Below are 12,766 nucleotides of genomic sequence, written 5' to 3'. Positions count from 1 at the left end.
GCAGCAGGCCCGGCGTCTTCGCCCGGGCCTGGGCCAAGGCGGTGTCCGGCACCAGCTACCTGCCGATGACCCAGTCGCAGCTGGAGGAGATGCTGCAACGGCTCACCGACCGGCTGGCCCAGGCGCTGCGCGCCGAACCGTTCGACCTGCGGATCGGCCAGCAGGTCGGCGCGGAGCTGGTGCAGGCGCACATCGCCTCCGCGGAAGGGCTGGGCCGCACCGTCGAGGTGATCCAGCTGCGCCTGGTCCGCGACCTCGACCTGGTCGTCGACGACGTCGAGGATCGGATGGCCCGGCTGCTCGCCACGGTCGCCACCGGGTACGCCCGCGCCCTGCGCGACCGCACGCTGGACGAGCAGGAGTCCATCCGCCGGGCCGCCATGATGGCCCGTGCGCAGGCGGAACGGGCGCTGCGCGACAGCGAGGCCCGGTTCCGGCACCAGGCCACCCACGACCCGCTCACCGGCCTGCCGAACCGCACGCTGTTCACCGAACGGCTGACCGCCGCGATCACCGCGCCGGGGCGGGGCGCCGACCGGGTCGGTGTCTGCTTCCTCGACCTGGACCGGTTCAAGGTCGTCAACGACTCCCTCGGCCACCAGATCGGCGACTCGCTGCTGGTGACGGTGGCGCAGCGCCTGCACCGGGCGCTCGGCGAGCACCTGGTGGCCCGGCTCGGCGGCGACGAGTTCGTGATCCTGGTCGAACGCACCGCCGGCACCGACGACGCGGTGAAGGTCGCCGAGGCGGCCCTCGCCGCGGTACGCGAACCGGCGCTCGTCGACGGCCACGAGCTGACCGTCTCCGCGAGCATCGGCATCGTGGAACGCCCGGTCGCGGGCACCTCGCCGATGGACCTGATGCGCGCGGCCGACAGCACGCTGCACTGGGCCAAGGCCGCCGGCGGGGCCCGCTGGTCGCTGTTCGACGCCGACCGCAACCGCCGCGACCTGGCCCGGTACGCGCTGTCCGCGGCGATCCCCGCCGCGCTGGACCGGGGCGAGTTCTACCTCGACTACCAGCCGCTGACGTCGTTGCGCGACGGGCGGGTGCTCGGCATGGAGGCGCTGGTGCGCTGGCGTCACCCGGAGCTGGGTGTGCTGCGGCCGGACAGCTTCATCCCGCTGGCCGAGGAGACCGGGTTGATCGTCCGGCTCGGCAGCTGGGTGCTGGCCGAGGCGTGCCGCGAGGCGGGCACCTGGCCGGACGCGGAGGGCGACGCGCCGTTCGTCAGCGTCAACCTCGCCGTCCGGCAGTTGCACCGCACCGACCTGGTGACCGAGGTACGCGGCGTGCTCGGGCGCACCGGCCTGCCGCCGCACCGGCTGCAACTGGAGATCACCGAGAGCACCATGATGAGCACAGTGGTCGAGCCGGTGCGGGCCCTGCGGGTGCTCGGTGACCTCGGGGTCCGGGTCGCCATCGACGACTTCGGCACCGGCTACTGCAACCTCGCGTACCTGCGGGACCTGCCGGTCGACGAGCTGAAGGTGGCGGGCGAGTTCGTGACCGGCCTGCGCGCGCCGGGCAGCGGCACCGACGAGCGGATCCTCGCCTCGCTCGTGTCGCTGGCGCACGCGCTGGACCTCACAGTCACCGCCGAGGGCGTGGAGACGGCCGACCAGGCCGACCGGCTGCGCGCGATCGGCTGCGACGCCGGGCAGGGCTGGCACTTCGGCCGTCCCGGCCCGGCCGCGCCGCACCTGGGCCGGGTGCCCGCCCACGTCGACGCGGCCTCCTGACGCGGCCGCCGCCCTGACCCGGCCGCCGCCTGACCCGGCCGGCCCGCAGTTGCCCTGATCCGGCCCGCACGCGGCCTCCCGGCCCGGCCCGCGCGGGGTTCCGTGGCCCGATCGTGGTGGTCCGCTTCGCCTGACCTACCCTCAGCCGGCCAGCAGGGCGGCCATCCGCTGTGCCTGCGTCTCCCAGCGCCACTCCCGCTCCACCCAGGCGCGGCCGGCGGCGCCGAACTGCCGGGCCAGATCCCGGTCGGCGAGCAGCGTGGCCACCCGGTCGGCGAGCTGGGCCACGTCCCGGCCCCCGACCACGTACCCGGTCTCCCCCTCGCGGACCGCGTCCGGCGCGCCGCCGGAGTCTCCGGCCACCACCGGCAGCCCGGTCGCGCTCGCCTCCAGGTAGACGATCCCGAGGCCCTCCACGTCCAGTCCGCGGTTGCGGGTGCGGCACGGCATCGCGTACACGTCGCCGGCCGCGTAGTGGGCGGGCAACTCGGCCGAGGGCACCGAGCCGGTGAAGACCACGTCGCGTTCCAGCCCGGCCTGCCGGGCCAGCTTCTCCAGCGTCGAGCGGTACGGGCCGCCGCCGACCACGAGCAGCGCGGCGTCCGGCACCCGGCGGCGGATCTCCGGCAGCGCGCGGATCAGCATGTCCTGGCCCTTGCGGGGCACCAGCCGCGACACGCACACCACCACCGGCCGGTCGGCCAGCCCGAGCCGTGACCGGACCCGCCCGCCGTCGACGTCCGGGTGGTAGGTGTCCACGTCCACGCCGGGCGCGAGCCACCGCAGCTCGGTGAACCCGTCCAGCACGCGGGCCAGCCGCGCCCGGGTGTACTCGCCGAGGTAGGTGGTCACGTCCACGCCCCGCCCGATCCGGCGCAACGCCGACCGGGCGCCTGGGAGCGCCGCCCAGCCGACCTCGTGGCCGTGGGTCAGCGCCACCGCCCGGCGGATCCCGGCCCGCCGCCGCAGGCCCGCGGCGAGCAGCCCCAGCGGGGCCGCCGCGCCGAACCACACGGTGTCGCAGTCGTACGCGCGCGCCAGCCGCGCCGCCCGCCGGGCGATCAGTGGGGTGGGCAGCAGCACCCGGGTCCGCTCCCGGACCACCTCGAACGGCTGGTCGGCGTCGAACTTCTCCGCCCCGCGCCAGCTCGACGCGTACACCACCACCGAGCCGGGCTGCTGGCGTACCGCGAGGTTGTGCACGAACGACTGGATGCCGCCGGGGCGCGGCGGGAAGTCGTTGGTGATCAGCAAGGTACGGCTCATCGGCCGGACTCCCTGGCGTAGGCGCGGGCGGCGGCCATCCGCTCCACGGTGGACGGGTGGGTCGCCGACCAGAGGCGCTCCCAGCGCGGCGGGTCGGGGTCGGCCAGGTTGACCCCGGCCAGTCGCCGCTGCATCGCCTCGAACGTCGCCGGGTCGCCGGTGAGGGCCAGCGCGTGGGCGTCGGCGCGGGCCTCGATCCGGCGGGAGACGAGCGCCTGCACCGGGGTGGAGAGCAGGCCGGCGACCGTGACCAGCACGATCAGCAGCGGGAACGCCCGCGGCTGGGCGATCGAGTCGACGCCGGCGAGCCGCAGCAGCGGCGTCCACGAGCCGATCAGGTAGAGCGCCACCACCGCGGCGGCGGCACCGAGCGCGCCGAGCACCGTGCCGGTCCACACGTCCCGGTCCTTCGCGTGCCCCAGCTCGTGGGCGACCACGCTTGTCACCTCGGCCGGTTCCGCCTCGCGCAGCAGCGTGTCGTAGACGACCACCCGCCGGGTCGGGCCGAGCCCGGAGACGTACGCGTTCACCGCATTGGTGCGCCGGGACGCGTCGGCGACGAGCACGTCGCGCACCGGTACGCCGTCCCGGGCGGCCATCGCGGTCAGCTCGCTGCGCAGCGGGCCCGGCTCCATCGGGGTGAACCGGTTGAACACCGGCTCGACCAGCACCGGCAGCACGAACGACAGCACCACCACCAGGACCGCCGCGCCGGCCGCGCCGAACGCCCACCACCAGCGCGGGGCGAGCCGTACCACTGTGTAGAAGCCGAGCAGGACCAGCGCGCCGATCACCGCGCTGACCGCGTACGACTTGAGCAGGTCGACCGCCCAGCCGCCCCAGGTCTGGGTGCTCAGCCCGTAGCGGACCAGCACGGTCCGGCGCCAGGCCGCGAACGGCAGCGTGAGCAGGTCGGCGAGGAACATGACGGCGAGCCCGCCGAGCACGGCCTGCGCGATCCAGTGCCCGCCGAAGGGCCGGCCGGCCAGTTCGACAAGGCGCCCGCCCAGCGGGGTCAGCCCGAGCAGCAGCGCCACCACCAGCCCTACTGCGAGCGCCGACCAGGCCGCCGGGCGCAGCGCGCCGTGGAACGCCCGGCCCCGGGTCACCTGCTCGGCCGGGAGGTCTCGCAGTGCCGCGAGCTGGTCGGCGCGGGGCGCCGGCGGGCGGCTCCACGGCACCAGCAGCGCCACCGCCACGAGCAGCGCGACCACCAGGCCGCCCAGGGTCAGCAGCGCCCAGGCGCGCGGGGTCACCGACCCACCCCGCCGTCGTGCCCCGTCCGCGTCATGCCGCTCCCCTCCCGCCGTGACCGCCCATCCTATTGCCCGGCCCTCGACCGGGACCGCCGTGCCCGACGCGCGACCCGACAGCGTGGCCCGGCATCAGTCGGGCAGGGCTCAGGCACGGCACCGGGGCCGGGGCCGAGGGCCGGGGCCGAGGACCGGGGCCGAGGGCCGAGGGCCGCGAACGGCCGACAGAGCCCGGGCAGGCAGGCGGTGTCAGGCGATTCGGCGACGGCCACCACGGCGGGGCGCCGGTGCCCGTGTCTCAGCCGGTGGGGACGGCAGCACCTCCACGTCGAATCCGGCCCGCGCGAACACCTCGATCGCCCGGTGCTCGGCCGGGCCGAGATCGGCCGGGCCGGAGTCGAACAGGGCGGTCACCAGGCAGCCGGAGCAGCCGGCACCACGGTTGCCGCAGGTGTCGCAGTCGATCAGCATCAACGCCTCCTGACGGGTCGCCGGCGGCGGCCGGGGAAGGAGCCACCACCGTCGGTCACCACGACGCTAACGCTCGGGTACGACAGAACCGGACATCGAGGCAGCAGCCGTCGCGAACCCGAACCAGTACGCCGAAGTGGCGCGATCAGCACGCGCGCGACCCCGCCACGTCCCCGAACTGGAGTCGATCAAGCGGCAGAAAGGACGGGCTCAGGAACGCGCCAGGCGCCGCAGCAGCGAGTCCGCACCCAGCGGGTACGCGCCGTGCCGGCGTACCCCGTCGGCGACCTCGCGGTCCGAGGAGACCACGACCACCGGCCGCCCGGCCGGCTCGGCCCGGACCAGCCGGCGGATCAACTCGTCGGCGGTCTCCCCCTTGCGGGAGAACAGCACCCGCACGCCGCGCGGCGCCGGTGGCAGGCCGTGGATCCGCTCGGCGCCGTCGAAGACGACTGTGACCTCGTCCCCGGTCTGCGCGGCGATCCCGCCCAGCCCGGTGATGAGCCGCTTGCGCTGCTGCTCCAGCGACATCTCGCCGAAGCCGCGCTTGGTCACGTTGTAGCCGTCCACCACCAGGTGCGCCCGCGGCAGCGCGAGCAACTGGTCGAGGCGGGCCGGGTCGTCGGTGTCGCGGGCCCGCGTCGACGGGCCGGCCGGTGCGGCGCCCGGCTGCTCGGCGAACGCGTCGGCGACGAAGTCGGCCGGGAGCTTGTCGACCGGGTCGAGCGCCAGCTCGCGGCGCAGCCCCACGGCGGCCTGGCCGATCGTCTCCAGCAGCAGCCACAGCCGCGCGTCGTCGACCGAGCGGGCCTCCTTGGCGCTGGCCCGGGCCACCCCGGCGGCGGCCTCCGCCTCGGCCAGCCGGGCCCGGGCGCGGCGCAGCTCGGCGTCCGCGTCGGCGGCGGCGCGGGCTGCCCGCCCCCGCTCGGTGGCGAGCATCTCGGTGGCCTTGCGCTCGCGGGCCTGGGTCTCCCGCAGGGTACGGGTCAGCTGGCGGGCCTCCTCGCGGAGCTGCCCCAGCTCCTCCCGGACCCGGGCCAGCTCGTCGCGCAGCTTCTCCGCCTCGACCCGGGCCACCGCGCGGTCGTGCTCGGCGCGGGCGGCCCGCTGCTCGGCCTCGCGGACCAGTTCGGCCACTACCGCGCTGTCTGCTTCGGCGCGTACCGCCTCGCCGCTGGCGTCGATGAGTTCCCGCCAGCCGCGGGGCCGGGCCAGGTAGGCCAGGGCGGCCACCTCGACCGGGTCGGCGGCGGCCGGCGCGGTGCCCTCGACCACAGCCGCGCCCAGGTCACCGGCGTCGGCGAGGACCCGGGCGGTGATCCGCTGCCGGAACAGCGGGTCGGCGGTGAGCTGCGCGGCGATCGCGGGCGCGCCGAGGCGGGCGCGGCGGTTGGGGGCGAACTTGGCGACCCGCCGCAGCGGCACCGGCACCTCGTCGGCGGGCAGGCCGGGCAGCACGGCGGCGGTCAGCGTGACGATCCGCTGCCGGACCGGCTCGGGCAGCACGGGCTCGGGCTCGATCGCGGGTGGCGCGTCCTCATCGGCGGGCACGCCGACCACCGGCTCCTCCACGGAGGAGTGGTCGTCGTACGGCTCGGTGAGGGGCATGAGGCAAGTCTCCCACCCCGAACGGGCCCACCGCCCGGTGAGTGAGCCGATCTCTCATCGTACCCCCGTGGTATCTCCTGGGGCGGCAGTGACAGGAGTGTCGGACCGTGCCGCTAGCGTCCCGCGGGTGACACGAGCGGAGTACGTCCAGGAGTCGCTGGCCGGCCTGGACCCGGCGGGCAGCGGTGTCGACCCGGCGCTGCCGCTCTACGCAACCACCTTCGTGGTGGTCGACCTGGAGACCACCGGCGGCGCGCCCGACGGCGGCGGGATCACCGAGATCGGCGCGGTGAAGGTCCGTGGCGGCGAGGAGCTGGGCGTGCTCGCCACGCTCGTCAACCCGGGCGTGCCGATCCCGCCGTTCATCACCGTGCTCACCGGCATCACCCAGGCCATGCTGCTGCCCGCCCCGCCGATCGAGCAGGTGCTGCCGAGTTTCCTGGAGTTCATCAGCGACGCCGTGCTCGTCGCCCACAACGCGCCGTACGACGTGGGTTTCCTCAAGGCGGCCTGCGCGAAGCACGGCTACCGCTGGCCCAACCCCCGGGTGCTGGACACGGCCGCGCTGGCCCGGCGGGTGCTCACCCGCGACGAGGTGCCCAACCGCAAGCTGGGCACGCTCGCCGCCTACTTCCGCACCGCGACCCAGCCCACCCACCGCGCGCTCGACGACGCCAAGGCCACAGTCGACGTGCTGCACGGGCTGATCGGCCGCCTCGGCGGGCACCGGGTCGGCACGGTCGGCGAGGCGATCGAGTTCGCCCGCGCGGTCACCCCCACCCAGCGCCGCAAGCGGCACCTCGCCGACGGGCTGCCGAAGGTGCCGGGCGTCTACATCTTCCGGGCCGCCGACGACCGGCCGCTCTACGTCGGCACGTCCGGCGACATCGCCACCCGGGTCCGCAGCTACTTCACCGCCGCGGAGAAGCGCGCCCGGATCTCCGAGATGCTCGCCGCCGCCGAGCGCGTCGAGGCGGTCGAGTGCGCCCACTCGCTGGAGGCGGAGGTCCGTGAACTGCGGCTGATCGCGGCGCACGCGCCGCCGTACAACCGCAGGTCGAAGTATCCGGAGCGCCAGGTGTGGCTGAAGCTCACCGACGAGGCGTACCCCCGGTTGTCGATCGTGCGTGCCCTCGCGCCCACCGACACGGCCTACCTGGGGCCGTTCCGGTCCCGGCAGGCGGCGGAGCTGGCCGCCGCCGGTTTCCACGACGCGGTGCCGCTGCGGCAGTGCACGCACCGGCTCTCCCGGCGCACCACCATGCCGGCCTGCGCGCTGGCCGAGCTGGGTCGATGCCCGGCGCCCTGCGAGCACAAGATCACCCCCGAGGAGTACGACGACGCAGCGGCGACGCCGTTCCGCACCGCCACCAGCGACGACCCCGGAGTGGTGGTGGACGCGCTGCTCGCCCGCATCGAGGTGCTGTCGGCCGCCCGGCGGTACGAGGAGGCGGCTGTGGTCCGCGGCCGGCTGGTGGCGGTGCTGCGCGCGGCGGTCCGGATGCAACGGCTGGCCGCGTTGACCGGCATCGCCGAGCTGGCCGCCGCCCGTCCGGCCGCCCGGGGCGGCTGGGAGCTGGCGCTGGTGCGGCACGGCCGGCTCGCCGGGGCCGGGGTGTCCCCGCCGGGTGTCCACCCGCGACCCACGATCGCGGCGATCCGCGCCACCGCCGAGACGGTGCTGCCCGGGCACGGTCCGGTGCCGGCCGCGACCGCCGAGGAGACCGAGCGGATCCTGTCCTGGTTGGAACGACCGGAGACCCGGCTGGTCGAGACGACAGACGGGTGGGCCTCGCCGGTGGCCGGTGCGGGGCGTTTCCGCGACCTGCTGACGAAGGCGGAGAACGGCGGATCCGCCAAACTCTCGACCGAACGCTCATGACCAACTGACCGATCGGACTACCTCGACTCCCTTAGTCTGTTAAAGGAGTGCAGACCTGCCCGATTCGCGGGCTCTGCTCCCGGTCGCCGGTTCCCGGTGGCCGAGGGCCGGGGTGAGGAGGTGTCCCAGGTGGACGTCGACGCCGGACACGGCGCCGCCCTGGGTGGCGCGCTCCCGACCCAGGGCGAACTACCGCTCACCCGCCGCCTGCGTTCCCTGCTCACCTGGCCGACGGCCGACGGCGACCCGGTCACCACACTGGTCCGCGCCCACCGTGGCATCCACGCGAGCGCCGACACCTCGGTGCTGCGCCGGGCCTACACGATCGCCGAGAACATGCACCGCGGCCAGTTCCGCAAGAGCGGCGAGCCGTACATCACCCACCCGCTGGCGGTGGCGCAGATCTGCGCCGACCTCGGCATGGACACCATCACCCTGGTCGCCGCGCTGCTGCACGACACGGTGGAGGACACCCGCTACACGCTCCAGGCGCTCCAGGAGGACTTCGGCCGCGAGGTCGCCCACCTGGTCGACGGCGTGACCAAGTTCGACAAGGCGTTCTACGGCAAGGCCGCCGAGGCGGAGACCGTCCGCAAGATGATCGTGGCGGCCGGCAAGGACGTCCGGGTGCTGGTGATCAAGCTGGCGGACCGGCTGCACAACATGCGTACGCTCGGCGTCCGCTCGGCCGCCTCCCGGGAGCGGATCGCCCGCAAGACCCAGGAGGTGCTGGTCCCGCTCTGCGACCGGCTGGGCATCCAGACGCTCAAACGCGAGCTGGACGACGTGGTGCTGCTGCACCTGCGGCCGGAGGAGCACGCGCGGATCGCCCGGTTCGTGCACGACCGGCCCGGCTGGGACGCCTACCTGGCCGACGTGGTGGCCCGCACCCGGGCGGCGTTGCGCCGCAACCGGGTCGACGCCGACGTCTCCCCCCGCCCCCGGCACCTCTACTCGATCTGGAAGGACACGGTCGCCGGCGACCACGCCGCCCCGTTCGACCTGCCCCGCATCGCGATCGTGGTGGACGGTCCGGCGACCGACTGTTACGCCGCGCTGGGCGCCGTGCACGGGCTCTGGCGGCCGGTGCCGGGCCGGTTCAAGGACTTCATCGCCTCCCCGAAGAACAACCTCTACCGGTCGTTGCACACGAGCGTCTGCGGCCCGCAGGACCGCACGGTCGAGGTGCTGATCCGCACCACCGAGATGCACCGCTCCGCGGAGTACGGCGTGGCCGCCCACTACCGCTTCCCCCGGGCCGCGGGCCGGGGCGCCGACCGGGCGGACGAGCTGGCCTGGCTGCGCCGGGTGCTCGACTGGGAGCAGGAGACGGTCGACCCGACCCAGTTCATGGAGTCGCTGCGCTGTGACCTGTCCGAGGCGCAGATCCAGGTGGTGGCCGACGGCCGGCAGGTCGTGCTGCCGGCCGGGGCGACACCTGTCGACCTCGCGTACGAGCTGGGCACCGAGCGCGGCGACCACTGCCTGGCCGCCCGGATCAACGGCCGGCTCGCGCCGCTGTCCTCCGAACTGGAAGAGGGCGACGTGGTGGAGATCTTCACCGAGAACGACGCGGAGAGCGGCTTCGAGGCGGACGTGGCCCCGCGCGGCCCGCGCCGGGAGTGGCTGGGCTTCGTGAAGTCCCCGCACGCCCAGATGCAGATCAACCGCTGGTTCGCCGAGCACACCGAGCCGGGCATCTCGCTCGCCGACAAGGTCCGGCTCGGCCGGGCCTCGATCGGCCTGGCGTTGCGCAAGCACAACCGGGGCCTGGCCAGCGACCTGCCGCTGCTGCGGCTGTCCGAGGAACTGGGCTACCCCGACCTGGAGACGCTGCTGGTGGCGGTCTTCGACCGCACCGTCGAGCCGGACACCGTGGTCCAGCAGTTGATCGATCTGGTCGACCACAGGCAGTAGACGGAGCCGGTCCGCGCCGGGACCACTAGCCTGGACGGCATGATCCCCCGCGCGCGTGCCACCGGACGGGCCCTCGGCTACCAGATCTTCTACCGGCTTCCGGTCCCGCTGCGACGGCGGCTGGTCCGGCTGGCCGTACCGAAGTACATCGTCGGCGCGGTCACGCTGGTCAAGGACACGGAGGCCACCGGCGCGGGCCGGATCCTGCTGCTGCGCCAGCCGCCCGGGTACAGCTGGACGCTGCCGGCCGGGCTGCTGCAACGCGGCGAGGCCCCGGTGGTCGGCGCCGCCCGCGAGCTGTACGAGGAATCAGGCGTCCGTCTGTCCCCCGACGCGCTGCGCCCGGCGGTGCCCAACGCGGTGGTGCACGCCAAGGGCTGGGTCGACGTGGTCTTCGAGGCGGAGGTGCCGGCGTCGACCACCGAGCTGAAGGTGGACGGCGCCGAGGTGTTCGAGGCCGCCTTCCATCCGCTCGACGACCTGCCCCGGCTCAGCCGCGCCACCGCCAATCTGCTCGGCTACTACGGCATCGGCCCGCGCGCCGGCGAGCACCCACCGGCCGCGTGAGCACCCCGTACGCGGTCACTGCGGCACCCGGGGTCGAGGTGTGCGCGGTGGTGCTGGCCGCGGGCGAGGGCACCCGGCTGCGCCCGCTCACCGAGCGGGTGCCGAAGGCGCTCTGCCCGGTGGGAAACGTCCCGCTGCTGGACCGGGCGCTGGCCCGGCTGGCCGGGCTCGGCCTGACCGGCCCGGAGCGGGTCGCGGTGAACGCCTGCTACCTGGGCGACCAGGTGGTCACGCGGGTGGGCGACCGGGCCCACCTGTCGGTCGAGCCGGGCGCTCCGCTCGGCACCGCCGGGGGTGTGGGCCGGCTGCGGGACTGGATCGACGGCCGGGGCGTGCTGGTCGGCAACGCCGACGCGTACCTGGCCGACCCGCAGGCCCCGCCCGGGCCGGACATCGCCGCGCTGCTGGACGGGTGGGACGGGCACGGCGTACGCCTGCTCGGCCGTCCCGCCGACGACCCGCACGCCCCCGGGACCTTCGACGGCCACGAGTTCGTGGGTTTCTCGCTGCTGCCCTGGCGGCTGGTCCGCGACCTGCCACCCACGTTCGGCGACCTGGTCCGGGCGGTGTGGCGGCCCGCGGAGGCCGCCGGGGCGCTCACAGTCGTGCCCTACCGGGGGACGTTCTACGACACCGGCACCCCGGCCGACTACCTGGCCGCCAACCTGCACGCGGCGGGACCGGACGGACTGGTGGACCCGGCCGCGACGGTGGACGGCCGGGTCACCGGCTCGGTGATCGGCGGGGGCGCGCGGGTGCACGGCGACGTGGACCGGTCGGTGGTGTGGCCTGGTGCGACAGTCGCGGCCGGGGAACGCCTGCGCGAGGTGATCCGGGCCGGGGACGACCTGACCGTCCCGGCGGCGCGGTGAGGGGCGCGGGCTCTAGCATGGGCCTCGTCGCCGACGAACGGAGAACCGTCCCGTGATCACCGCGATCGTGCTGATCGACTGCGCCACCGACTCCATCCCCGAGGTGGCCGAGACCCTGGCCAACCTGCCCGGCGTCAGCGAGGTCTACTCGGTGGCCGGGCACGTCGACCTGATCGCCATGGTCCGGGTCCGGGAGTTCGAGCAGATCGCCCAGGTCATCGCCGGCAGCATCTCGAAGGTGCCGGGCGTGCTCAACACCGAGTCGCACATCGCGTTCCGCGCCTACTCCCAGCATGACCTGGAGGAGGCGTTCGCGATCGGGCTGGCGAACGCCGACTGACACGAGCCGGTGACCGGCCTGCCCTCGCGGGCGGACCGGCCACCGTCGACCGTGCGGTACGTCAGCTCTGGCTGGGCACCGGGGTCTCCGTGGTGCCCGGAGCGGGCTCCTCGGTCTCGGTGCCGCCCGGAGCCGGCGACTCGGTGCCACCCGGGGACGTGGTGCCGCCCGGGCTGGGCGTGCCGCTGGCGCTGGTCTGCGGAACCGGGACGCCCAGGGTCTGGGCCAGGGCCACGAGCGCGTCGTAGTGCGCCTGGAGGACCGGCAGCGCGTCCTGCGCGATCTGCACCACCGACTGCTCCGAGCCCTGCGAGATCTCGGTCTGGGTGGCCTGGATCGCCTGGACGTGGCCGGCGAGCTGCGCGGTCACCCACGCCTTGTCGAACTCGGCCCCGCTGAGGTTGTTCAGCTTGTCCAGGACCTTCTGCTGGTCGGCGGTCGGGTCGGCCGGCAACTGCACGTTGAGCTGCTGCGCGGTCGACTGCACCGTCTGGTCCAGCTGGGTGTGGTCCGTCACGAACATCTTGCCCAGGTCCTTGACCTGCTGGTTCTGACCCTTCTGCTGGGCCAGGTTACCGGCGGTGATCTCGAACAGGTTGACCTGGTGAACCGCCTGCAGGTACTGCGTGTCCTGCGTCGACGGCTGTGCCGCCGCCTGCGCCGCGGCGGCGGGCGCCAGCCCCACGACCACCAGCGCGGCCAGCAGGCCCAGGCGTTTGATTCCCAACATTCGTTCCTCCCCCATGAGACGTCGGACCGCACGGATACCCGGCTGACCGGGGTTATTCCTGCGATTCCACCCGTCCGTGTCGGGGGCGACGGCCGTCGGCGCACCGGCCTCCCGCCGT

The 12,766-nt window shown here is 74.6% G+C and carries 11 protein-coding genes; 6 read left to right on the top strand and 5 right to left on the bottom strand.

All coding sequences use genetic code 11. From position 1 onward, the window contains the following. The first annotated feature begins 65 nt into the window (after positions 1–65). Entirely contained in the window at positions 66–1,742 is a 1,677-nt protein-coding gene (locus tag ML5_RS18685) for a bifunctional diguanylate cyclase/phosphodiesterase (RefSeq protein WP_225319615.1), read from the top strand. Positions 1,743–1,883: 141 nt separating this feature from the next. On the opposite strand, the gene ML5_RS18680 is transcribed toward ML5_RS18685, so the two are convergent. From ML5_RS18680 to ML5_RS18665, 4 genes are all read right to left on the bottom strand, one after another. After that, positions 1,884–3,008, bottom strand: a complete 1,125-nt coding sequence (locus ML5_RS18680) for a glycosyltransferase family 4 protein (RefSeq protein ID WP_013475732.1) — start codon at positions 3,006–3,008, stop codon at positions 1,884–1,886. Beyond that, entirely contained in the window at positions 3,005–4,264 is a 1,260-nt protein-coding gene (locus ML5_RS18675) for a M48 family metallopeptidase (protein ID WP_013475731.1), read from the bottom strand. Before ML5_RS18675 ends, ML5_RS18680 begins: the two co-directional genes overlap by 4 nt. A gap of 246 nt (positions 4,265–4,510) precedes the next feature. Further along, positions 4,511–4,732: a hypothetical protein gene (locus ML5_RS18670; RefSeq protein WP_013287683.1), complete on the bottom strand. Its 222-nt coding sequence runs from the start codon at positions 4,730–4,732 to the stop codon at positions 4,511–4,513. Positions 4,733–4,942: 210 nt separating this feature from the next. Beyond that, on the bottom strand, positions 4,943–6,340 hold the full coding sequence (locus tag ML5_RS18665; RefSeq protein ID WP_013475730.1) for an NYN domain-containing protein: 1,398 nt from the start codon (positions 6,338–6,340) through the stop codon (positions 4,943–4,945). A gap of 127 nt (positions 6,341–6,467) precedes the next feature. On the opposite strand from ML5_RS18665, the gene ML5_RS18660 reads away from it, so the two are divergent. From ML5_RS18660 to ML5_RS18640, 5 genes are all read left to right on the top strand, one after another. Beyond that, a complete protein-coding gene (locus ML5_RS18660) occupies positions 6,468–8,222 on the top strand; it encodes a DEDD exonuclease domain-containing protein (RefSeq protein WP_013475729.1) in 1,755 nt (584 codons plus the stop codon). Positions 8,223–8,351: 129 nt separating this feature from the next. Further along, positions 8,352–10,139, top strand: a complete 1,788-nt coding sequence (locus tag ML5_RS18655) for a bifunctional (p)ppGpp synthetase/guanosine-3',5'-bis(diphosphate) 3'-pyrophosphohydrolase (protein WP_013475728.1) — start codon at positions 8,352–8,354, stop codon at positions 10,137–10,139. A gap of 39 nt (positions 10,140–10,178) precedes the next feature. After that, on the top strand, positions 10,179–10,706 hold the full coding sequence (locus ML5_RS18650; protein WP_013287687.1) for an NUDIX hydrolase: 528 nt from the start codon (positions 10,179–10,181) through the stop codon (positions 10,704–10,706). After that, complete coding sequence (locus ML5_RS18645) at positions 10,703–11,578, top strand: sugar phosphate nucleotidyltransferase (protein WP_013475727.1); 876 nt, start codon at positions 10,703–10,705, stop codon at positions 11,576–11,578. The genes ML5_RS18650 and ML5_RS18645 overlap by 4 nt, the downstream gene beginning before the upstream one ends. A 52-nt stretch (positions 11,579–11,630) precedes the next feature. Continuing rightward, complete coding sequence (locus ML5_RS18640; RefSeq protein WP_013287689.1) at positions 11,631–11,918, top strand: Lrp/AsnC family transcriptional regulator; 288 nt, start codon at positions 11,631–11,633, stop codon at positions 11,916–11,918. A 61-nt stretch (positions 11,919–11,979) separates the two neighbouring features. Here the strand turns inward: ML5_RS18640 and ML5_RS18635 are convergent, their stop codons facing one another. After that, a complete protein-coding gene (locus ML5_RS18635; RefSeq protein ID WP_013287690.1) occupies positions 11,980–12,648 on the bottom strand; it encodes a DUF4142 domain-containing protein in 669 nt (222 codons plus the stop codon). Between the last annotated feature and the right edge of the window lie 118 nt (positions 12,649–12,766).

The organism is Micromonospora sp. L5 (genome assembly GCF_000177655.2).
GTDB lineage: Bacteria > Actinomycetota > Actinomycetes > Mycobacteriales > Micromonosporaceae > Micromonospora > Micromonospora aurantiaca.
This window is presented reverse-complemented; position numbering and strand designations above follow the sequence as displayed.